This window comes from Bacillus sp. LBG-1-113, assembly GCF_020708615.1.
In the GTDB taxonomy this organism is placed as follows: Bacteria; Bacillota; Bacilli; order Bacillales; family Bacillaceae; genus Bacillus; species Bacillus mojavensis.
Genome location: NZ_JAJFDG010000003.1, coordinates 74166 through 97050 on the forward strand (window position 1 = coordinate 74166; position 22885 = coordinate 97050).

At 41.8% G+C, this 22885-nt stretch carries 22 protein-coding genes; 16 read left to right on the top strand and 6 right to left on the bottom strand.

The features are described 5' to 3' along the window. Positions 1–152: 152 nt before the first annotated feature. The 3 genes from rocD to rocF all read left to right on the top strand — a co-directional run bounded on the left by rocD (position 153) and on the right by rocF (position 3949). Entirely contained in the window at positions 153–1358 is a 1206-nt protein-coding gene (rocD, locus tag LJF29_RS10025) for an ornithine aminotransferase (RefSeq protein WP_229148253.1), read from the top strand. Positions 1359–1581: 223 nt separating this feature from the next. Then, positions 1582–2985: an amino acid permease gene (locus LJF29_RS10030; RefSeq protein WP_229148254.1), complete on the top strand. Its 1404-nt coding sequence runs from the start codon at positions 1582–1584 to the stop codon at positions 2983–2985. A 73-nt stretch (positions 2986–3058) separates the two neighbouring features. Then, on the top strand, positions 3059–3949 hold the full coding sequence (gene rocF, locus LJF29_RS10035; protein WP_010332588.1) for an arginase: 891 nt from the start codon (positions 3059–3061) through the stop codon (positions 3947–3949). A 39-nt stretch (positions 3950–3988) separates the two neighbouring features. On the opposite strand, the gene LJF29_RS10040 is transcribed toward rocF, so the two are convergent. Beyond that, positions 3989–4105 carry a Phr family secreted Rap phosphatase inhibitor gene (locus LJF29_RS10040; protein ID WP_010332587.1) on the bottom strand — a complete coding sequence of 39 codons (117 nt, stop codon included), beginning with the start codon at positions 4103–4105 and terminating at the stop codon, positions 3989–3991. Continuing rightward, positions 4106–5203, bottom strand: coding sequence for a Rap family tetratricopeptide repeat protein (locus LJF29_RS10045; RefSeq protein ID WP_010332586.1), 1098 nt, complete (start codon positions 5201–5203; stop codon positions 4106–4108). Positions 5204–5312: 109 nt separating this feature from the next. Here LJF29_RS10045 and LJF29_RS10050 point away from each other — a divergent pair, with 109 nt between their 5' ends. The 6 genes from LJF29_RS10050 to fdhA all read left to right on the top strand — a co-directional run bounded on the left by LJF29_RS10050 (position 5313) and on the right by fdhA (position 9754). Beyond that, positions 5313–5783: a GNAT family N-acetyltransferase gene (locus LJF29_RS10050; RefSeq protein WP_229148256.1), complete on the top strand. Its 471-nt coding sequence runs from the start codon at positions 5313–5315 to the stop codon at positions 5781–5783. 148 nt (positions 5784–5931) lie between these two features. Beyond that, positions 5932–6669: a YiiX/YebB-like N1pC/P60 family cysteine hydrolase gene (locus LJF29_RS10055; RefSeq protein WP_229148257.1), complete on the top strand. Its 738-nt coding sequence runs from the start codon at positions 5932–5934 to the stop codon at positions 6667–6669. Between the two features lie 10 nt (positions 6670–6679). Continuing rightward, entirely contained in the window at positions 6680–7843 is a 1164-nt protein-coding gene (locus LJF29_RS10060; protein WP_229148259.1) for a hypothetical protein, read from the top strand. Between the two features lie 18 nt (positions 7844–7861). Then, complete coding sequence (locus tag LJF29_RS10065; protein ID WP_229148262.1) at positions 7862–8110, top strand: DUF2651 family protein; 249 nt, start codon at positions 7862–7864, stop codon at positions 8108–8110. A 184-nt stretch (positions 8111–8294) separates the two neighbouring features. Next, positions 8295–8465 (top strand): hypothetical protein, encoded by a 171-nt coding sequence (locus LJF29_RS10070; protein WP_229148263.1) that lies wholly within the window; start codon positions 8295–8297, stop codon positions 8463–8465. A 62-nt stretch (positions 8466–8527) separates the two neighbouring features. After that, complete coding sequence (gene fdhA, locus LJF29_RS10075) at positions 8528–9754, top strand: formaldehyde dehydrogenase, glutathione-independent (RefSeq protein WP_229148265.1); 1227 nt, start codon at positions 8528–8530, stop codon at positions 9752–9754. 32 nt (positions 9755–9786) lie between these two features. Here fdhA and LJF29_RS10080 read toward each other — a convergent pair whose 3' ends face one another. After that, entirely contained in the window at positions 9787–10200 is a 414-nt protein-coding gene (locus LJF29_RS10080) for a hypothetical protein (RefSeq protein WP_229148266.1), read from the bottom strand. A 183-nt stretch (positions 10201–10383) separates the two neighbouring features. On the opposite strand from LJF29_RS10080, the gene LJF29_RS10085 reads away from it, so the two are divergent. From LJF29_RS10085 to LJF29_RS10105, 5 genes are all read left to right on the top strand, one after another. After that, complete coding sequence (locus LJF29_RS10085; RefSeq protein ID WP_003236479.1) at positions 10384–10554, top strand: CxxH/CxxC protein; 171 nt, start codon at positions 10384–10386, stop codon at positions 10552–10554. Positions 10555–10634: 80 nt separating this feature from the next. Further along, on the top strand, positions 10635–11114 hold the full coding sequence (gene rlmH / locus LJF29_RS10090; RefSeq protein ID WP_003226975.1) for a 23S rRNA (pseudouridine(1915)-N(3))-methyltransferase RlmH: 480 nt from the start codon (positions 10635–10637) through the stop codon (positions 11112–11114). A 453-nt stretch (positions 11115–11567) separates the two neighbouring features. Next, complete coding sequence (locus LJF29_RS10095) at positions 11568–13121, top strand: nuclease-related domain-containing protein (protein ID WP_229148267.1); 1554 nt, start codon at positions 11568–11570, stop codon at positions 13119–13121. Between the two features lie 146 nt (positions 13122–13267). After that, positions 13268–14863: an RNA-directed DNA polymerase gene (locus LJF29_RS10100; RefSeq protein ID WP_229148268.1), complete on the top strand. Its 1596-nt coding sequence runs from the start codon at positions 13268–13270 to the stop codon at positions 14861–14863. A 242-nt stretch (positions 14864–15105) separates the two neighbouring features. After that, positions 15106–15942, top strand: coding sequence for an HNH endonuclease (locus LJF29_RS10105; protein ID WP_229148270.1), 837 nt, complete (start codon positions 15106–15108; stop codon positions 15940–15942). A 261-nt stretch (positions 15943–16203) separates the two neighbouring features. On the opposite strand, the gene fbp is transcribed toward LJF29_RS10105, so the two are convergent. From fbp to LJF29_RS10120, 3 genes are all read right to left on the bottom strand, one after another. Beyond that, entirely contained in the window at positions 16204–18129 is a 1926-nt protein-coding gene (gene fbp / locus LJF29_RS10110; protein ID WP_229148281.1) for a fructose-1,6-bisphosphatase, read from the bottom strand. A 240-nt stretch (positions 18130–18369) separates the two neighbouring features. After that, on the bottom strand, positions 18370–18528 hold the full coding sequence (locus LJF29_RS10115; RefSeq protein WP_229148282.1) for a hypothetical protein: 159 nt from the start codon (positions 18526–18528) through the stop codon (positions 18370–18372). A 69-nt stretch (positions 18529–18597) separates the two neighbouring features. Continuing rightward, positions 18598–19308, bottom strand: coding sequence for a GntR family transcriptional regulator (locus LJF29_RS10120; protein ID WP_229148284.1), 711 nt, complete (start codon positions 19306–19308; stop codon positions 18598–18600). Between the two features lie 157 nt (positions 19309–19465). On the opposite strand from LJF29_RS10120, the gene LJF29_RS10125 reads away from it, so the two are divergent. Beyond that, the gene (locus tag LJF29_RS10125) at positions 19466–21334 is read left to right on the top strand and encodes a beta-glucoside-specific PTS transporter subunit IIABC (protein WP_229148285.1); all 1869 of its coding nucleotides are present in this window, start codon (positions 19466–19468) and stop codon (positions 21332–21334) included. A 13-nt stretch (positions 21335–21347) separates the two neighbouring features. Beyond that, a complete protein-coding gene (bglA, locus tag LJF29_RS10130) occupies positions 21348–22787 on the top strand; it encodes a 6-phospho-beta-glucosidase BglA (RefSeq protein WP_229148287.1) in 1440 nt (479 codons plus the stop codon). The last annotated feature ends 98 nt before the right edge of the window (positions 22788–22885 follow it).

Genomic DNA, 22885 nt, shown 5'->3' on the forward strand with positions numbered 1-22885 from the left:
GAAAATTTCGCGCGAAATATCTGAATATTTTTGCACCCATGCCTCGAATATTGTAGAAAATACACGAATGTGCGAGTTGGCACGAAACTTGCATTTATAAAAAGGGAAAGCAGGATATAGTGTGGAAACAGAAAACAAGGGGGAATTCAAATATGCCAGCTTTATCAAAATCCAAAGAAATTATTGATCAGACGTCTCATTACGGTGCCAACAATTATCATCCACTGCCGATTGTTATTTCTGAAGCGCTGGGTGCTTGGGTAAAGGACCCGGAAGGCAATGAATATATGGATATGCTGAGTGCTTATTCTGCGGTGAATCAGGGGCACAGACATCCGAAGATCATTCAGGCATTAAAGGATCAGGCTGATAAAATTACGCTGACGTCTCGCGCGTTTCACAACGATCAGCTCGGACCGTTTTACGAAAAGGCGGCTAAGCTGACGGGTAAAGAGATGATTTTGCCGATGAATACGGGGGCTGAAGCGGTTGAGTCTGCGGTAAAAGCAGCGAGGCGCTGGGCTTATGAAGTGAAAGGCGTAGCCGACAATCAAGCGGAAATTATTGCATGTGTCGGGAACTTCCATGGCCGGACGATGCTGGCGGTTTCTCTTTCTTCTGAAGAAGAGTATAAAAGAGGATTCGGTCCGATGCTTCCGGGAATCAAACTAATTCCTTACGGAGATGCGGAAGCGCTGCGCCAGGCGATTACGTCAAACACAGCGGCATTCTTATTTGAACCGATTCAAGGCGAAGCGGGCATTGTGATTCCGCCTGAAGGGTTTTTGCAGGAAGCGGCGGCAATTTGTAAGGAAGAAAATGTGCTGTTGATTGCCGATGAAATTCAGACGGGTCTCGGACGTACAGGCAAGACATTCGCTTGTGACTGGGATGGCATTGATCCTGATATGTACATTTTGGGGAAAGCGCTTGGCGGCGGTGTGTTCCCGATCTCATGCATTGCGGCGGACCGCGACGTTTTAGGCGTGTTTAACCCGGGCTCACACGGCTCCACATTTGGCGGAAATCCGCTGGCGTGTGCGGTGTCCATCGCCTCACTGGAAGTGCTGGAAGATGAAAAGCTGGCGGAGCGTTCTCTTGAGCTTGGCGAGTATTTTAAACAAGAGCTGGAGAGCATTGATAACCCTATCATTAAAGAAGTCCGCGGCAGAGGGCTGTTTATCGGTGTGGAACTGACGGAAGCGGCGCGTCCGTATTGTGAGCGTTTAAAAGATGAAGGACTTTTATGCAAGGAAACGCATGATACCGTCATTCGTTTTGCCCCTCCATTAATCATTTCCAAAAAGGATTTGGATTGGGCGATTGAAAAAATTAAGCATGTGCTGCAAAAGGCATAAATCCGCATCATGGCGGGATATTCACTTCGTTTGTATAAATTTACAACATAAAAATTAGCACTCCCTATTTGCTCAGCTACAGTATTTTAGTATAATGTATCTTTATGAGAAGAAGTGAATTTTATATTAAATAGATAGAGACTCTTTGGACAGCAAACTGGGATACGCACCATGTAGATGTTCCAGCTTAGATCCAATACAAGTTGCTGAAGGGGTGCAGAATGTGAATACGAACCAAGATAACGGAAATCAGCTCCAGCGGACAATGAAATCTCGCCACTTGTTTATGATTTCATTGGGCGGAGTGATCGGAACCGGTTTCTTCCTGGGAACCGGGTTTACCATTAACCAAGCAGGGCCGCTCGGTGCGGTTCTGTCTTATTTAGTGGGCGGCTTTATCATGTTTTTGACCATGCTTTGCTTAGGGGAGCTTGCGGTCGCCTTTCCTGTGTCTGGGTCCTTCCAGACCTATGCGACAAAATTTATCAGCCCGGCCTTCGGGTTTGCGTTCGGCTGGCTATACTGGCTCGGCTGGGCGGTTACATGCGCTATTGAATTTTTATCAGCGGGACAGCTGATGCAGCGCTGGTTTCCGCATGTGGAGGTCTGGATCTGGTGTCTGGTCTTTGCGGCCCTCATGTTTACCTTAAATGCGATAACCGCGAAAGCCTTTGCAGAATCTGAATTTTGGTTTTCGGGCATTAAAATATTGATTATCCTTTTATTTATTATTCTCGGCGGAGCCGCTATGTTCGGCTTCATTGACCTAAAAGGCGGAGAGCAAGCACCGTTTCTGACGCATTTTTATGAAGATGGGTTATTCCCGAACGGTATAAAAGCAATGCTGATCACAATGATTACTGTGAACTTCGCGTTCCAGGGAACAGAGCTGATCGGGGTTGCTGCGGGAGAAAGTGAAAACCCTGAAAAAACGATTCCGCGGTCAATCAGACAGACGGTTTGGAGAACACTGTTCTTCTTTGTTCTATCAATCGTTGTCATTGCCGGCATGATTCCGTGGAAACAGGCGGGAGTCGTGGAGAGTCCGTTTGTTGTCGTATTTGAGCAAATCGGAATTCCATACGCTGCTGACATCATGAACTTTGTGATTTTAATCGCGCTGTTATCCGTTGCAAACTCAGGACTATACGCATCGACACGTATCCTGTTCGCGATGGCGAATGAAGGACAGGCCTTCAAAGCGATTGGCAAGACAAATAAACGCGGTGTGCCGATGAACGCGTTAATCGTAACGATGGCTGTTGCCTGCCTGTCACTTCTGACAAAATTTGCGCAGGCTGAAACCGTATATATGGTGCTTCTATCCTTGGCGGGCATGAGCGCACAGGTCGGCTGGATTACGATTTCGCTTTCCCAAATCATGTTTAGACGCAAATATATCCGTGAAGGCGGCAAGACGGAAGATTTGAAATTTAAAACACCGCTATATCCGGTGCTTCCGCTGATCGGCCTAACGTTAAATACAGTCGTTCTCATCAGTCTCGCGTTTGATCCGGAGCAGCGTATCGCGCTGTATTGCGGAGTACCGTTTATGGTCATTTGCTACATCATTTATCATGTCGTCATTAAAAAACGCAAGCAGGCAAATCGTCAGCTAGAGCTTTAAAAACGTTGTCCGTAAGTCATCTTTGTTATAACCCGCATAGGACATTATCTTATATGTTGAGGTGGAATCACAGATGGATAAAACGATTTCGGTTATTGGAATGCCAATGGATTTAGGACAAGCACGACGCGGAGTGGACATGGGACCAAGTGCCATCCGGTATGCCCATCTGATTGAGAGGCTGTCAGAAATGGGTTATACGGTTGAAGATCTCGGTGACATTCCGATCAGCCGTGAAAAGATCAAAAACGATGAAGAACTGAAAAACCTAAATTCCGTACTGGCAGGAAACGAAAAGCTCGCTCAAAAGGTGAACACCGTGATTGAAGAGAAAAAATTCCCGCTTGTTCTGGGAGGCGATCACAGTATCGCGATCGGCACGCTCGCAGGTACAGCGAAGCATTACGATAAGCTCGGCGTCATCTGGTATGACGCGCACGGTGACCTGAATACGCTTGAAACATCACCTTCAGGCAATATTCACGGCATGCCGCTTGCGGTCAGCCTCGGCATCGGGCACGAGTCACTGGTTAACCTTGAAGGCTACGCGCCTAAAATCAAACCGGAACATGTCGTCATTATCGGCGCCCGGTCACTTGATGAAGGAGAGCGCCAGTATATTAAGGAAAGCGGCATGAAGGTGTACACGATGCATGAAATCGACCGTCTCGGCATGACAAAGGTGATCGAAGAAACCCTCGATTATTTGTCAGACTGCGACGGCGTCCATCTCAGTCTTGATCTGGACGGACTTGATCCAAACGACGCACCGGGTGTCGGAACCCCTGTCGTCGGCGGCATCAGCTACCGCGAAAGCCACCTGGCTATGGAAATGCTGTATGACGCAGGCATCATCACCTCAGCTGAATTCGTTGAGGTCAACCCGATCCTTGATCATGAAAACAAGACTGGCCAAACAGCAGTAGAGCTTGTAGAATCCCTGTTAGGGAAGAAGTTGCTGTAGACATGTGAAAACCCCCGCATCCCAGCGGGGGTTTTTTTATTATCCAATCATTTTCTCAGCGACTTTCATCTCTTGTGAGTGGGATTGATGATCCGCAATAAACCAGCCGGATAAAATCACTGCTGCAACGCCTGCGCCAATTAGAAATTTTTTCATTTACATAACCTCCGTTTGTTTAATGAGTTCTTCAATCTGTAATGCTTCATAAAAAAAGTGGGCAGCTTCTTTGTAAAGCTCATTTTCCCTATACCGTTGGCCAGCCAAAATGGAAAGTTCTCTTACACTGTCGTATTCTCTCTCCGACATCAACACATCCATATGTTCTTTGCATAAGTGAAACGTTTCCGCATGACCTCCTTCTGCGTAAATGGCATATAAAATATCAATTTTTGCCTCACATACCTTATTCGGCTCAGTATTTAATTTTTCCTTCAAATTTTGGTAATAAGCTAGGGCCTGTTCTTTCTTTTCCGTCTTAAACAGCTCTCGTATCAGCAAGTAAACAGAATGATAGTAATAGGCAGATCGGGCGTATTCTTCGTTCTGTAACGCCTCTTCTAATTTTGAGATCGCCTCGTCTGATTTTCCGCTTTGGGCATGGAGAAGTCCAAAGTTATGTAAAAGCTGGGCTTCAAAAAAATGGTCCTCTAATTCTCTCGTCATGCGAATGGCTTCATCCAAATAGCTTTCCGCCTCTTCAAACTGGTTCATCTCGGTAAAATTGCCTGACATCGTAATTAACGCGGAGGCGAGTTTCTTTTTGTAATCCGTTTCTTCTCTGAACGTTTTGACCGCTTGCCGTGTATGGTTGAGAGACACAATATTTTGTCCCAGCTTATAATAGAGCTTTCCGACCTTTAGATGAAATTCGGCCTTTTCGATCGGATCGGGGATGTTGCTGAGATACTGCTCCGCTTCTTTATAGAGCCCGATGGCAATTTCGTAATGATTTTTATAGGCTTCATACATGCCTTCAAACAGAAAAAAGTAATATTTCAGCATGTCTGACGTAGCATTCATATGAGGAGACTCCTCATGCTGAAAGCCCAGCCCTCTCGCTTCATGAAGCAAAACTTTATGGCGCAATTCTAATAAGGAGAAGTAGGCAAGCACCTCCTGATCCTCTTCCATATCATCCAATAAAGGCTTCACTTCTTCAAAGATACGGGCGGACTCTTCAACTTCATGTTTCTTGATCGCAAGGTACCAATCGTTGAGCATGTTAGCGATTTCTGCAGGTGCAATCTTATTCATTTGAAACTCCCTTCTCTATTCATTTATCAATCTCATTGCTTATCATGATAGTAACACCTCCTTCTATTTTATGTAAAATCCTCTAGTCAATAAATAAAGGAGAGGCGATATGACCATTACACTGACACCTATGCAAGCCGAGGAATTTCGATCCTATCTGACATACACGACTAAGCATTATGCAAAAGAAAAGATAAAGGCAGGATCGTGGCTCCCTGCAGAGGCCATGCTTTTGTCCAAACAGACTTTTTCTGATTTGCTGCCGAATGGGCTGCACACGCATCATCACCATTTGTGGAGTATCATCCTGAACGGAAAGGAAACGGCTGGCTGGCTCTGGATTCACGCAGAACCGGAACACCCGCAGCAGGAAGCGTTTATTTACGATTTCGGATTGTATGAATCATATCGGGGAAAAGGTTTTGCGAAGCAAGCCTTGAACGCACTGGATGAGATGGCGGGAAACATGGGCATTCGAAAGCTGTCTCTCCACGTATTCGCTCACAATGAGACGGTAAGGCGGCTGTATGAGCAAACCGGATTGCAGGAGACTGATGTGATCATGAGTAAGAAGCTTTAGGCCTGGGGAAGGCCTTTTTTTGTGAGACAACCTTCCTGTAAATGATTTCTAAAAATTCTGTAAATCACCTAGTTACCTTCCACATTTCCCTAATATAATGTTGATAAAGGAAAGCATCTTTCCTACACACATGAAAAGAGGAGATGTCATGAGTATGAAGAAAAAGGTATCAATTATTTTGGTAGCGCTTACAATGTGCGTCGGCCTGTTTGTTTCTCCCGCAAAAGCTGCGAGGACCACGAACTATGCTGAAGAAATCGCAGCGCTTCAGCCAGGCACGACCGCAGAAGAAATCACAAAATCCGCCAGCCAGATTGCCAAACAGCAGCACGTAAAGACCGATGTGATTCTCAAACAGTTTTACAAGGAAATCACCGACGATAAAGCAGAAGGTGACCAGCTCGCCAAGGAAAGCGGCATTTCCGTGATGGGCGGCTCATCCGGTACGAAAAAACTTCCCACTAGCACGAAAGGAAACATCTACTACACCAACTCCTACACAGCCTACTACAACCATGGCCACGTCGGTATGTACTCCGCCGCTGACAAGATTGTTGAATCGGTTCCAAGCGACGGCGTCAGGCAGATCGCTTATAATGCCAGAGACGTGGAAGACAACTCCATCGTACAAACAGTCAACGTCACCTCATCTAAAAAAACATCCGCTGCCGACTGGGCGGTTTCAAGAGTCGGCGACCCATACTCATTTAACTTCGTCAATAACAGAAATACCGGCCATGACGGCGCCAAAAACTGTTCGAAGCTCCTATGGTCTGCATTTTTACTGAAAGCCGGCATTGATATCGACAGCAATAAAGGATTAGGCGTTTACCCGCGCGACATCACAAGTTCTTCCTATACGACAACCGTCATGACCATTAATTAGGGAGACGGATATGAAAAAATGGATGATCACCATTGTCATGCTGATTCTCGCAGGAATCGCACTATTTGTCTTCGTTTCTCCTCTCAAAAGCCATAAAGCCGTGAGTCAGCAGGATCTCCGAGACCCTGAATTTCTGACCGACAAAGAAGTCCTGCTGTATTTCTCAACCTCTGCAGATCAAGATGCATTCGGCGGCGGGAAAAGCTATGCCCTGTTTATCAGCCAAGACGGGACGCTGTCTTCATTTCAGATGAAGGGCCTTGAGCTGGGTTCCGCCAAGGTTCATGACGACAGTGTGATGCTGGAGGACAAACACACGATTTTCACGATCAAAAACGGCTTGCACTCCCATAAAAGAGCCTATCAGCATACAGGTGACAGCGCGGGGTTTCTGCAAAACACGGACGGCTTTTACACCCTCTACAACTCCGGCTATGACAAAAAGGGAGGCGGATACCGCTCAGAGCTGTACCGCCAGTTGGACGGGGAGTGGAAAAAAGACGTCATCCCGTACTACATCCGAGCCTCCGGTTTTCACGGTGGCGCCATTTACGCACTTGTCCCGACAGACGACGAGAAAGGCTATCAGCTCCTCCAGATTCAGGCCGATCAAAAGAAGCTTACCTATCATGCCATCACAGAATGGCAGTATCGGGAAGGAGCCTCAATCGAGTCTCAGCTTGCTGCGGACGATCAAGCTGTATATGTGATGGTTCGGGGGCAAAAAGCCAGCAATCTCTATCAAATGGTGAAAATCAATAAGAAAAGCGGCAAGGTGAAGCTTTACGATATCGCCGAATACAAAAATGACGAGCAAACAATATACAGCTCCATGCCCTTCAGCTTCAAAAACAGCTTTTTCTCTTATGATAGGCACCTGTACTTCATTGACGGCTTCGGAAAGGTATACAAGATCGATGCAAAGACAGGAAAAAGCCGGATTGCCTTCGCCCTTTCCCCAGAAAAAATGAAGGCCGATTTCAAAGAAATTACACAAAAAGGCAGCAGCCTCTATTTCTTCACATATACCTACAACCAGCCTGCATACATTGAACAATACAGCCTGAAAACCGGAAAGAAAGTGAAGGAAAAAGAGATTGGGAAGGTAAAGGAGATCGTGACGCCGAAGAGTCATTTGAAGCTGTATGATTTTGAGATGATGAAGGATTTTTAAGGTGAAGGGGGTTCCGACTTGGGAGCCGTTATACTGCTCATCGTTTTTGTTTTTCCGATGATATCAGGCGTAATTGGTGCAGCGGGTTATTTCATATGTAAGAAAGTTTGGATGGGTCCGCTCATCGTGCTTATTGCGAGTTTGATATTGTTGTTTACGTTAGCCTCTGGCAACAGTTCATTCATGTTTTGGGTTGTGCTTTATACTGCAATTGCATTAGCAGCCAGTATTGTCACATTATTTCTCAGGAAATTATTATTCAACTGACCGCTATTTATGAAGAGACTTGTGAAGTCTCTTTTTTCTGTTACGCAATGTGATACATACCAATGATAGAACGTTGTCCAGCCTCCATCTAAACATATAAAGCTCGAATGGCCTTTTCAAGCAAACAGGTGTTAATTACTGTAAAATGAATATATAGAATGGATGCAGATAAAGGAGGAAGCATATGCGCACCAAACGGGTCATTCTTCTTGCAGTTATCATCAGTCTGATTTCGGCGGCTACGATGTTCCTGTTAAACGGAGGTAAAGCAGATTGGTTCGACATCATCGGAATCATTATCGGCTGCTTTCTTGGCATATTTGTTGTTGTAAGAATACAGAAAAAGCAGGTGTGAAAAAGGGAAAGGGTCATGGCGAACCGAAGTCATGTTCAAGGACGCAAAGTCCAAACACATGAATGGGAGGAATGGCGTTGACAGGAAACAAAGCGGTTGTGTACAAAGGCAAAGGAAACGTGGCGGTGGAGGATATCGGCTATCCGGAGTTAATCTTGAGGGACGGACCCGGCGTTCCGAAGGCGAATGTAAACCGGAAATGTGAGCACGGGGTGATTTTGAAGGTGATTACCACAAACATTTGCGGAAGCGACCAGCACATGGTCAGAGGCCGCACGATGGCGCCTGATGGCTTGGTGCTGGGGCATGAAATTACGGGAGAAGTCATTGAAACAGGTCGGGACGTTGAATTTATCAAAAAAGGCGACATCGTATCCGTTCCTTTCAATATTGCCTGCGGGCGCTGTGTGATGTGCAGAACGCAGAAAACGCATGTGTGCCTGAATGTCAATCCGGACCGGCCGGGATCGGCTTATGGCTACGTTGATATGGGCGGCTGGGTCGGCGGGCAGTCGGAATACGTCATGGTGCCGTACGCCGATTTTCAGCTGTTGGTCTTCCCGGATAAAGAACAGGCGTTGGAGAAAATTCTTGATTTAACCATGCTGTCCGACATTTTTCCGACAGGTTTCCACGGGGCGTACACAGCGGGTGTGCAAACGGGATCGACTGTCTATATCGCAGGAGCGGGACCTGTCGGCTTAGCCGCCGCGCACTCCGCCCAGCTCCTTGGCGCTTCCACAGTGATTGTAGGCGATTTGAATGAAGACAGACTGGCACAGGCCAGAAGCTTTGGCTGTGAAACGGTCAACGTGCAAAAACACGACCGCCTTGGCGAGCAAATTGAACAAATACTAGGTGAACCGACCGTGGATGCTGCAGTGGACTGTGTCGGCTTTGAAGCATCCGGACACGGCAATCAAGGGGAAGCCCCCGCCGCCGTGCTGAACTCGATCATGGATGTCACCCAGGTCGGCGGAAGCCTTGGCATTCCAGGCTTATACGTGACCGAAGATCCCGGTGCAAAGGATGCGGACGCCAAAACAGGGTCATTAAAAATCCGTTTCGGACTCGGCTGGGCCAAAGCCCACACCTTCGTCACCGGACAAACACCCGCTATGACATACAACCGCAACTTAATGAAAGCGATCCTGAGCGGCAGGGCGCAAATCGCAAAAGCCGTCAACGCCACCGTCATTTCTCTGGACGACGCGCCAAAAGGATACAGCGATTTTGACAAAGGAGCGGCGAAGAAATTTGTGATTGATCCGCATGGAACATTGAAATAAAAAAAAGCCGGCGGTTCAATCGAACGCCGGCTTTATTGCTGATAATCGGTTTCTTCAAAGCGATCTCCTGATTCGTCTTGGACAATTAAATCCCCTTCGATTTTGTCCAGTCCAATCAGAATATAAGGGTTTTTCTCATTTTCCTCGGAAACCGGCTTTCGCTTCACAGTCACAATCGTTTCTTTAGGCGAGAATTTGACGTCTGACACCTCAAGCTTCTTATCCTTCTCGCTGCTTCCGAGAGAGACCACGACCATTTTTTTGCCTTCTGATATGGTGAAGACTTGGTATCCTTTCACTTCATCATGTGTTTGAAGGTAATTTGCGTTTAATTCTAGCTCGGAACTCCCTTCACCGATCCGATCCTTCTCTAACACCCAATAAGACGACTGACACCCAGCAAGCAGCAACATGATCACAAAAAGCCAAACCCATCTGAAGCGCACATGCAGATCTCCCCAAACATCGGTTACAACCAAACTAACATACGAGCGAAATAGAGTCATCAACAGCTTGTTTGTCGATTTGTGGATAAAACTCAGCCCGAAGCACTACTAACATGTGAATAAATAGGTTATATTGGGAAGAGAATATTTGCAAAAATGCAAGAAACCATCGGAGGATTTGACATGAAACAAACGTATTATTCCTGTGAAGAACACATCGAAACCGTGCTGGATATGTACATAGACGACCACGAGCTGCCGCCCGAAATCAGAAAAATCGAACATACTAACAGTTTATCCACAGCCTGTGAATTATGTGGAGACCCCGCAGTATATATAGTGGGGAACGAATGATCTTACACAAAATACAGAAAAGATATCCACAATTGTGGACAACATATATGAATAACTTGTTTCTAAAGTGGGGATGACCTGTGAATATCAATATTGTGACAATCGGAAAACTAAAAGAAAAATACCTCAAGCAAGGCATTGAAGAATACACCAAACGACTTTCGGCCTACGCAAAAATCGACATCATCGAACTCCCGGACGAAAAAGCGCCGGAAAACCTAAGCGACCAGGACATGAAAATCATAAAAGACAAAGAAGGCGACCGCATCCTATCAAAAATCAGCCCCGACGCCCACGTCATCGCCCTCGCCATCGAAGGAAAAATGAAAACATCCGAAGAACTAGCCGATACAATAGATAAGCTGGCTACTTATGGAAAAAGCAAAGTCACCTTCGTCATCGGCGGATCACTCGGATTGAGTGACGCAGTGATGAAGCGAGCGGATGAGAAGTTGTCGTTTTCGAAGATGACGTTTCCTCATCAGTTGATGCGTCTCATACTAGTCGAGCAGATTTATCGGGCTTTTCGGATTAATCGTGGGGAGCCTTATCACAAGTAAATGATTTTTTTATAAAAAGTAATTTACAATTAATACAAATATACAATGAGTTTAATTCTATATAAAAGTTACTTAGTTTAAAGAATGGAGTATCATTTGTAATTATAATGGAAGTAGCCCTTACTTTTTTTAAGTAAGGGCAATAAAATAAAATCATTCAGTAAGTTCCTTTAATATTCTAAATAAATCTGTTATCTATGTTAGGCCTATATCTGGTGATTGAAAACATGAACTAATAAATTTCTTATTTTAAAAGGAAAATAACATATTTATGTTGTTTTGAAAATTTCTAAACCGAAACTATCTAAAAGTTTACGGTAACTATGTAAAGGCACATTATGATGATTTGGAACAGGAATAGCATTTGGAATTGGCGGGGTTGCAAACTTTGTAAATGAAAAATGATTGATAGCATAAAAGTTGCATAATAGTAAGAGAAAGAAGGAGTAGTTTATGGAGTATTACAAAAAACTTGAAAAATTAATCTCTATAACTAATGACTTAAATGATATTATAAATATAGCTAAAAATCATTATAAATTACTTAATTTCAAAGAATTTACAAACATAATAAATATGGTTATATATAAGAGAAAGTGCTTTCCTGATAATTATATTTTTTCATTGAAGTTAGCAGTTAACCTTGCTGTATTATTTGGTAGTATGACAATAGATAATGGTTTTATATGCAAAGTACGCAAAAAAGACCTGAAACTAGAGGAATCTATATTCATTAACTTTATAAATAGAGTATATGATTTATATGTTCATGAACAAACTAAAATGAGTAAGGAAATAGAATCAGTAAGTTTTAAAGCATATATGACTTATCATTTTGATTTCTCATCAATTTCTATATCCCAATATCTAAAACTATTTAAATTATTTGATACAGTATCGAATAAAGTTTATGGTTTTTCTATTTACAAACTTGTCCCTTTTATACTATTTCTAACTTCAGATGAACAAGTGGATATGTTTACTAATGAAAGAAGAATTACGAATCAAGTGATAACTAGGAAGGATTTAAAAAGGTATGTAGACGAAAATAATCTTCCAGAAGAGATTATATCTAAGCTATTTTTGGATAGATCACAATGTAAAGGTGTATTTCCAACAGATATCACCAAATTATTACGAGGTAAAATAGGGATATCATCTAAGAAAAATTATCTTGTTCCGCAAACTCACTTCATATTGGAATATGTTTTAAAAGAATTATTTCAAAACGAATACTCAAAAGATAAAAAAGGTTATCTATTAGAAGAATACGTGAAAGAACTGTTAGTAAGCTTTTTTAAAAATGAAAAAGTATATCATTCAATTTATGATGAAAATGGTAGTGAAAATGACTTTTTAATAGTTGGTAATAATTTATTGGCTTCAATTGAATGTAAAGCACAAGATTTTCATGAGGTATTCAGAGATAGAAATAAAGCCGAAAAGAGATTGAGGAATCGCTTTAGTTCGGTTATCAAAAAAGCACGTAAGCAATGTAATAGAATTGAAAATTATATAAATTCAAATGAAACAAGTGTTTTTTATGATAGTGACGATAGAAACACAAGAAAACAGATTTTTTCTATAAAAAATAATCAAGTAGAACGTCTTGTGAAAATAGTTATTACATTGGATGATTATTTAAATTTAGCTGAATCATCACAAAATTTTTTAGATGAAGATTATTCAGATGTCTGGGTTGTTAATATTTTCTCATTAGAAAAAATTCTATGGGCTTGCAATTATGATGTGAATAAATTTAAAGATTATGTTGTTTATAGGACATCTGGTATAGATACCATTTCATCAATCTTCTCAGATGAACTGGCTCATTTTGGATATTATAATAGTCCTAACTTCAATATGATACCTCCTAATAATACTGGTGTACATATTCATTTAATGAATAATTTCACGAAATTGTTTGATTACTATGATATAGAGACTTTAGAAATTGAATTAAAGAAACTTGGGGAAGATAAATTAAATATAAAGTTTATCTTATAAAAGAGTAATAGAAAAAATTTAATTTTACATAACCTCATTAAGATATATTAGGGTGAGCCGTATTATAATTGATAGTAAAACGGAAGTTTGAAATCTCTATTTAATTACTAACTCTATTAGGAAAAGAGAAGAGGGGGTTTCTAATTATGAAAGTTGAGATAGGAGAAGAAGTCATAGAGAAAGTGGTCAAAGAATTTAAAATTAAAGGGCTTTTCTCAGAGTATCTTCCTAGTAACTTTAATTTGAAAAGTGAAACGCTTGATATATTCAAAGATATAAAAGTACCGAATAGTATCGATTACATAGAGCCTTATAAGTTTACTATGAGTCGATTTAAAGATAATGAAAGTCGAAGGGTAATTCATCTACCGGAAATAACTGCTTATATTTCAGCAGTTAACTATATGGAGAGCGAGGAAATAATCAAAGAACTAATCGAGTTGTCAGCCGAAAGTGAAAACTCATTTTCCAAAATAGTACAAAGTAATGGTGAAATATTGAAGCATGAAACAAGTTACGGACTTTTTGAGGATGAAGGGGTGGATGAGAGTAGATTTATACAATCAACTTATATACCAAATGTAGCTGAAAAAATAAAGCGTGCTCAAGGTGCAAAAGGGATTTTATATTTAGATATATCTAATTTCTATGGCAGTGTATATACCCATATTTTTCCTTCTATTTTGTTGGGTTATGATAAAGCCATGGAGCAATATAAATGTTTCTTAGGTAATAAAGCAGATGGACGTATTTCCGATATATATAAGAGATATGAAAAGTTAGATAGAAAAGTGAGAGGACTAAATTCCAATAGAACAAACGGTTTGCTTACGGGTCCTTTACTTTCATTTTTCCTTGCGGAGGCTTTATTAACACGTATTGATCAAGAAATAGAAAATGCTGGAGTCTCTTTTTTTAGATACGTCGATGACTTCGAAATTATTATTTACGAAGAGAAAGATATAGATCTATATAAAACTATTATTTCAGATATACTTGGGAAATATCATTTTTCGATTAATAATGAAAAAACTAAGTACGTAAAATTTCCTTATTACGTTGTTGAAAATCTTCAGATGATTTATGAAGAATATGTAAGTAGTAAAGCTGAATCTAATGATCTTATTGAAATTTTTAATAAATACTTCAACCTAGAAAATGAGGGTAATAAGGGTGCTATCAGGTATTTGGTGAAATCAATTAATGAAAGATTCCAGGTAAAAGATTACGAACTTTATGTATCTTATCTACTTAATATCTTAGTTAATGATAATAGATCATTAATTAAAGTGTGTGAATTAATAATAAAAGATAAGGATAAACTTACATTTGGTGAAAATCATATAAAAATAATAAAGAAATTGATTTTACAGTATGTAAGAGATAAAAAAGATTTAGAGGTTATTTGGTTAATTTACTTATTAAAAAGTCTAGGGATAAGTAGTATTGAAAAGGACATTGTGAAAAATGTCATCCGAAGTAAAAATGAACTAGCAATTATTATGATAATTGGAGAATACGCCGAAGATTTAGACGATAATATTATAGGTGAACTAACCGCATTATCGAGCTCATGGATACTGTTATATCAGTTGTCCCTTGAAAACCACATTTCTACGGATGAATTTGAGAATCGTGTTGGACTAAACAAGAGTAAACATTTTTATAGAAAACTAAAATATAAGCGTTTTACTTTTTATAAACCAATTAGTGATGACTCTCGAATTGAATTTCCATTTTAGATAAAAGTGGGCCACGTGTGGATGTGAAATTAATAAATAATTTAATTCCCGAAGAAAAACTAAAAGGAATTAATAAAGTAAAGTGCCTTCCAAATAACTTGGAGGCGACTTTTTTATTCGAAGAAACTTCACCCTATCATAAGTGATGGTAAACAGGAAAATAGAACTTTTTGTCGAAAACAAAATAGAATACACGAGTAAAAAAGAAAGGCAAAGAATATTTATGAGAGGAGTAGTTAAAAGTGGCATTAACTTTGGAAGTGTGTTCAGAAGTTCTGGCTAAGTGTGCAAGAATTTGTTGTATTTGTAGATTATTTAAACCACTACATGTTCAGGTGCACCATATACGAGAAAAGGCTGATGGAGGATCAGATGATTTCGATAATTTAATACCTGTTTGTATTGAGTGTCACGCTAGTATTCATACAAAAACAAAAATGACTCAAAATTTTTCTGAAAAAGAACTTAAAAAGATTCGAGATGATGTTTATGAATTGGTGAGCACAGGTTACCTTCCAAAAAGCAGATCAATAGAGAGAAAAGAAATTGAATTAATATCATCTATATTCGCTGAAACGCTTAAACTCAATAAAGAAGATGAAGAGAAGTCTTTGAGTAGTGAAGCGCTAGAATTACTCTCTACCATTCTATGCGAAGGAATACCAGCAACTTTTAAAAAAGTAGGAGAGGATTTTATATTGTTTGAAATTGGTGGACAATATATTACTAAAAAATTTAATGGAAAAGCACAGTACCCTGTATTTGTTATAGAGTTACTTGCTAAAGGCCTAATTTATACGAATGGAAATTCAATCGAAATCACTGAGGAAGGTGAACAGCTAATTAGTACATTAGTTCAAACTACAGCAACTTACACTCAAATGAAAGTAAAATGTATAGAATGTGGATTACACTTTATTATTTGTACTTGGAATAAAGTTGCGCATAATAGTTCTACAATTAATTGTCCTGAATGTGGACAGAATAATGGGAATTTTCTTGTATGGGCTCAACAAAAATTCGGTTTTATATTTCAGGATGTTCCTGGGAAAGCTAGGCTTTATGATGTTAGGGATTGATTCAAGCAAGAGAATAAAGGTATATTTCAGGTTTAATTGAAATTTATTTATGAATAACTAATTTAAGAACACTTGATAATTACTACTCTCTAAACTAATTAATTCTGTATTGTTTTTTTGTTTTTGCGCAAATAACGCTCTCTGTATTTGTATTGAAATACTATTAAACAAGCATAAAACCAGACTTTGTTAGCAATTTGCTGTACTTAGTGGAAAACGTAAATAGAGTCCAGAGAAAGTCCTCTCTGAACCCCGCATCCCTCACTTCATATACCGATACTCCCGCAAACTCTCCAAAATCGCAACTTCCTGTAGCAGTTCCTCACCAACATTCGTTTCCTTCACTTTCTTCCGCTCCAGCTCTTTGTCCACTAATCGTTTTACCGTTAAGACGTCGGTTCCGGTGCTTAGGACTTCTGCCTTGGAGTTGAAGTGTTTATGGGCGACGAGCTGCATGCCGTAGGAGTTGTATAACAGCGTGTAGCCGGCGATGCCTGTTGTGGATTGGTAGGCTTTGGAGAAGCCGCCGTCGATGACGATCATTTTTCCGTTTGCTTTGATTGGGTCTTCTCCTTCGATTTCTTTTACGGGTGTATGGCCGTTAATGATATGGCCATGATCTGGATTGAGGCCGAATTCTGCCAGGATGTTTCGGCAGGTTGCCTCGTCTTCGCGTAAATAGTAATACGGGTTTTTCTTTTCTTTATGTGTTTCCTTTTCTTTAATGAAATATCGCTCAAATGTCGTCATGGCGCGTTTTCCGAAGAGGGAGGAGTACTCGCCTGTCCATAAATACCAGGCCATATCTGTCGCCAGGTCATCCGTTTCTTCCGGGTGGGCAAACGCTTCCCGCAAGAACCGTTCAAAGACATCAAGCAGCTCACGGCCCGCATATGGTTTATCCTCAATCATCATCGTTTCCATATTGCCGTTTTCATCGACAGGAATACAGCCGTGAATTAACAGGTTGCCGTTATATTTTAAATAAAGGCTGCCTTTTTTCATCATAAACTTCATATGGCGGCCCAGCTTTTCGGAATGCTGGACAGAGAATAGCAGCTTGTCTATGACTTCTGCTTCTTCTTCTAATAGCTGATCTGGCTGTTCCGGATTGATTGTCGCAAAGCAGGTGTTTTCCAGCTGGTATGTTTTTCCGTTCAGCGTGATTTCATATTTATCGTAATCAATTTTCTCTAGTAACAAGCGTTCTTCCATATTAAAGTTCGGCCGTCTCTTGATAATCGGGCTCTCAAGCTTGAATTGGATCATGGCAATGGCTTGATGGATTTTTGTGATTTGCTTAATCTCATCCTCTGGCCTGTTGTCATCTGCTTTCGGACGGAACGCAGGATTATCATCGTAATATTTTTCGGCCAGATTCAGCAGCGGTCTTAAATTGATGCCGTACACGTCTTCAATAATGTCCAGGTTGTCATAGCGGGCACAGATGCGGATAATATTGGCCAGGCACACTTTGGAACCGGAGTAAGCACCGATCCAAAGGACATCGTGATTTCCCCACTGAATATCGACAGAATGATAATTGATTAGCTCCTCCATAATCCGATCCGGCTGCGGTCCGCGGTCGTAAATATCGCCGACCACATGCAGATGGTCGACCACCAATCGCTGAACGCTGTAAGCAAGGCCGGTGATCAGCTTATCGGCTTGGCCAAGTTCAATGATCTGGTCTATGATTTCGGAGTAATATTGCTCCTTGTTGCCAGCTTGTTCTGTTTTGTATAGCAGCTCCTCCGTAATATAAGCAAACTGGGCAGGCAGAGCTTTACGCAGTTTGGAGCGGGTATACTTCGAGGAGCAATAAGAAACAAGCCTAATCATTCGGTTAATCGTTTCTTTATACCACTCGTTTAACGCTTCTTTCGCATCAAAATCATGTTTGATTAACTTCAATTTGTCTTCCGGATAATAGACCAATGCTGCTAAGTCATCAATTTCTTTATCGTAAATGACACCACTGAAAATGTCACGTATCTTCTCTTTGACTCGTCCCGAACCATTACGCAGCACGTGCTGGAATGCCTGATACTCCCCGTGCAAATCACTGACAAAATGCTCGGTGCCTTTTGGCAGGTTCAGTATCGCTTTCAAATTAATGATTTCCGTTACCACTTTTTCTTCACAATCGTATTTTTGTGCGAGTAAATCTAAGTACTTGCTTTCCAAAACCGTCCATCCCCTTTTTAGAATAAACCCCTATTTATGAGCGTGTGCATATCAGGTTAATTTAAAAGTATGTCATTATTTTTCATCATTGGACCCTTATACGATAGTAACGCATAACTCCTTTTAGAGACAATGAAAATGAGGGAATGAGGGCGGCGAAATGAGTGCGTATAAAATGGATGAATAAAGTGAAACACAAAAAAACCAGATTTCAGTACAAATCTGGTTTCCTATAGCCGTTCAATGCTTTTCTTTCGCCATCTTGATAAAGAGGAAAAAGATAATGAATACGATAAAGTAATTCAGTGGATTCTTAAAAATGCTCATCTCTAGTGAAATCTGTAATAGTATCCAGAGCACGAAGATGGCTAGTATGGCAGGAATGATGATTTTGTACATGTCGACCACTTTCCATAGTTGATTGATAGAATAGGGGTGTTTCTTCATTAGAAGCAAGATGCAGCTGCCCTACAACAAAAAACTATTCGCCTGCACCACAAACTGCGACTGCTCATAATTATAAGAGATTTTCGAGAAATCAAACGGCTGCCCATTTGTCAGGTGAAAAATACTCTCTATATAAAGCTTCGGAAGTCCTGCCTCCAGCCCCAAGTACTCCGCTTCTTCCTCATTAAGCTGGCCCACGTGAAGAAACAAATCAGAAAAGCCAATCTTCAGTCCCAGTCCTTCCCGGATGTAATGAAAGATTGAGTGAGACACAATTTCCTTGTTCAAGTACGTCACGATGGATTTGTTGTAATAGGATTCTTCGAAGCATAGGGTTTGGCCGTTGATGTAGCGGACCCTTTTGACAAAATAGATGTCTTCATCAAGTCCGATATTGAGGTTTTCTGCCGCTTCCGGTGTTGGCTTTCTCACGTCTAGTTCAATGACCTTTGAGGTGACATTGAAATCCTCGAGGTCTTTTTTAAATCCTTGATTCGACAGGAGGCTGATGTAGCCTTTTCGTTTATGCTTTCGGACGAAGATGCCGCTTCCTCTAAGCTGAAAGATCGCGCCTTTTTGTTCTAGTAGATCCAGAGACTTTGTGATTGTGCTTTTGCTGACCTCAAACTGGGCCATGAGGGTTTCTAGCACTGGCAGCTTATCTCCCTGTTTAAGCTCGTGTTCTTCTATATACTTTTCGATCTCCGCTGCGATTTGCTGGTACTTTAACATACGCATTCCTCATTCATTCGTTTAGTTTCACTTGTCAAAATTATAGCATAAACCGCTTACAGATTTGATGAAGGTATAAATACTTTGTTAGAGTATTGATAAATTATACCGGTACAATTATAATGTAAGCGTAACCAAAACGAAGGGGTGGGTGAAAATGTCGGGGAAAGTGAGAGATTATACGAGACTAGCAAAAGACATTTTGGAGGCGGTAGGCGGGGAAGAGAATGTGATAGGGGCTTCTCGCTGCGCAACCAGGCTTCGCTTGGTGCTGAAGCGGTCTAAGCCGCAAGCGAAAGATATCGTAAAATCCATGCCCGGCGTAATTACGGTCGTGGAGAACAGCGGGCAATTTCAGATTGTTATTGGACAGCATGTAGGGGACGTTTTCGAAGCGTTTTCGAAGCTGGTCAATATCGATCTGACTGATGACCAGAGCGAAAATAAAGGAACGATCCTGAACCGTGTTATCGCGACCATGTCAGCGGTATTTGCGCCATTTGTGTACATTTTGGCTGCGGCCGGTATTTTGCAAGGTGCATTAATTCTCATTAATTTACTGTTTGATGGCTTTGAGAAAACGGGAACTTATCAGGTTTTTAGTTTCATATCATGGGCGCCGTTTACGTTTTTGCCTATTTTTATCGCGATTACGGCATCAAAGCATTTTAAAACCAACATGTATATTGCTGTGGCGTGCTGTGCCGCGTTAGTCAGCCCGACATGGGCGGAGATGGCGACTCAAATCGCAGACGGAAAGAGCATTTCCTTCTTAGGGATTGCTTTATCGCAAACGACATACACGTCTTCCGTGCTGCCGCCATTATTTCTAGTGTGGATTTTGTCTTACCTAGAACGATTCTTGAATAAGAGAATGAACGAAGTGATCAGACCGTTATTTGTTCCTTTCCTATGTATGGTCATTATGGTGCCAGTAACAATTGTCCTCATTGGCCCTGTGACAACATTGGGCGCAAATGAAATTGCAAGCGGTTACAACTTCTTGGCGGAGAACGTGCCGGCATTGGCTGGAGCGATCATCGGCGCATTCTGGCAGGTCATCGTGATCTTTGGTGTACATTGGGGCATTACGCCTATGGTATTGGCGAACTATGATCTATACGGACGGGATTCATTCCAGGCGTATCAAACGATTGCGGTGGTTGCACAGGTTGGCGCAGTGCTTGGCGTTATCTTAAAGGCGAGAAATAAGGAAACGAGAAAAGTCAGTGTGTCAGCTGGTATAACCGGACTGTTTGGCATTACTGAGCCGGCGATCTACGGTGTGACCTTGAGATTTAAGAAGCCGTTTATCTTTGGCTGTATTTCCGGTGCGGTTGGTGCCATCACGGCCAGTTTCTTTAATCCGTATTACTTTGCATATGCCGGACTTCCGGGACCTCTGACGATCGTGAATGGCATCAATGAACAATTCCCGACGTCCATCTGGGGTATTTTAATCGGTGCTGCGATTGCGGTGATTCTTCCTGTTGTGCTGATTCAGATCTTTGGCTATGGTGAAGATACAGCTGCACAGCCGGAAAAGGAAAGTCTTCAAACGGCACAGGCAAATGAAGAAACCGTATTTGCTCCGTTTAGCGGCAAGGTCATTCCGCTTTCTAAGGTGCCTGATGAGGTATTCAGCTCAGGTGCCATGGGACAAGGCTTGGCGATCGAGCCATCCGATAATAAGCTCTATGCTCCATTTGACGGAACCGTCGTCATGGTCGCACCTACAAAGCACGCGATCGGTCTGCGTTCAACCTCTGGCGTCGAATTGCTTGTGCACATCGGGCTTGATACAGTGACGTTAGACGGAACTCCTTTTGCCTTAAAGGTGAAAGAGGGAGATACAATCAAAAAAGGCGAGGTGCTTGCCGAATTTGATAAAGCACTCATTGAACAGAAAGGGTTAACAACGATTACCCCAGTCATCATCACGAATTCACATGCGTATCAGGAAATTCTCATCGAGAATCTTGAAGTAAGTGCGTTAGACCAAAAATTATTTACAGTCGTAAGCTAGGGAGGAATATAAGATGGAAAAAATGCCGAAGGATTTCTTATGGGGCGGCGCTTTAGCTGCCCACCAATTTGAAGGAGGATGGAATCAGGGCGGTAAAGGGCCAAGTGTCGTCGATGTGATGACAGCGGGTGCGCACGGCGTACCGAGAAAAATCACGGGGTCCATTGAAGAGAACGAATTTTATCCGAACCATGAAGCCATTGATTTTTATCACAGATACAAGGAAGATATCGCTTTGTTTGCGGAAATGGGATTAAAATGCTTGCGGACGTCCATCGGCTGGAGCCGGATTTTCCCGAAAGGCGATGAGGCTGAACCGAACGAAGAAGGCTTGCAGTTCTACGATAATGTATTTGATGAATTGCTGAAGCATGGAATCGAGCCGGTGATTACACTGTCTCATTTTGAACTGCCGCTCCATCTGGCAAGAGAATACGACGGCTTCAGAAATCGCAAAGTCGTGGACTTTTTCGTCAAATTCGCTGAGGTTTGCTTCAACCGATACAAAGATAAAGTGAAGTACTGGATGACATTCAATGAGATCAATAACCAGATGGATGTGAACAACCCTCTGTTCCTATGGACGAACTCAGGAGTTGTGGTCGGAGAAAATGAAAATGCCAAGGAAGTTATGTACCAAACGGCGCACCATGAGTTACTTGCAAGCGCATTGGCAGTGGCAAAAGGAAAGGAAATCAACCCTGAGTTCCAAATTGGGGCTATGGTGTCACACGTGCCGATCTATTCTTACTCCTCTAATCCGGAAGATGTGATGCTTGCTGAAGAAGAAATGAGACAGCGTTATTTCTTCCCGGATGTGCAGGTTCGCGGTTATTATCCAAAGTATGCGTTAAAAGAGTTTGAAAGAGAAGGATACAATATCACGTTCGAAGATGGCGATGACGAGATATTGAGAAATGGGACAGTCGATTATTTGGGCTTCAGTTATTATATGTCGACTACAGTGAAAAGCGATGTCGAAAATGACAATACGGGAGATGTCGTAAACGGCGGGTTGCCGAATAGTGTTGAAAATCCGTACATCACCTCCAGTGACTGGGGCTGGGCGATTGATCCGACTGGTTTAAGATACACATTAAATCGTCTCTATGATCGATACCAAATTCCATTATTCATCGTTGAAAACGGCTTTGGGGCGGTCGATACGCTTGAAGAGGACGGTACCATCCATGATCCGGAACGTATTCAATATTTGAAATCACATATTGAAGCACTGGAAAAAGCGGTCACTTATGACGGTGTAGATTTAATCGGCTACACGCCGTGGGGCATTATTGATATCGTCTCCTTTACAACAGGCGAAATGAAAAAACGCTACGGCATGATCTATGTTGATCGTGACAACGAAGGAAACGGATCCATGAAGCGGTATAAGAAGGATTCATTTGAGTGGTACAAAAACGTCATTCAAACGAATGGTGAGGAATTATAAGGCAGATGGCCCGAATCGTGCACTTAACCGAAGTGCCTGGTTCGGGTTTTTGATGGGCAAAAAAAGCCGCTATACTGCAGCTCGAGCAGCATAGCGGC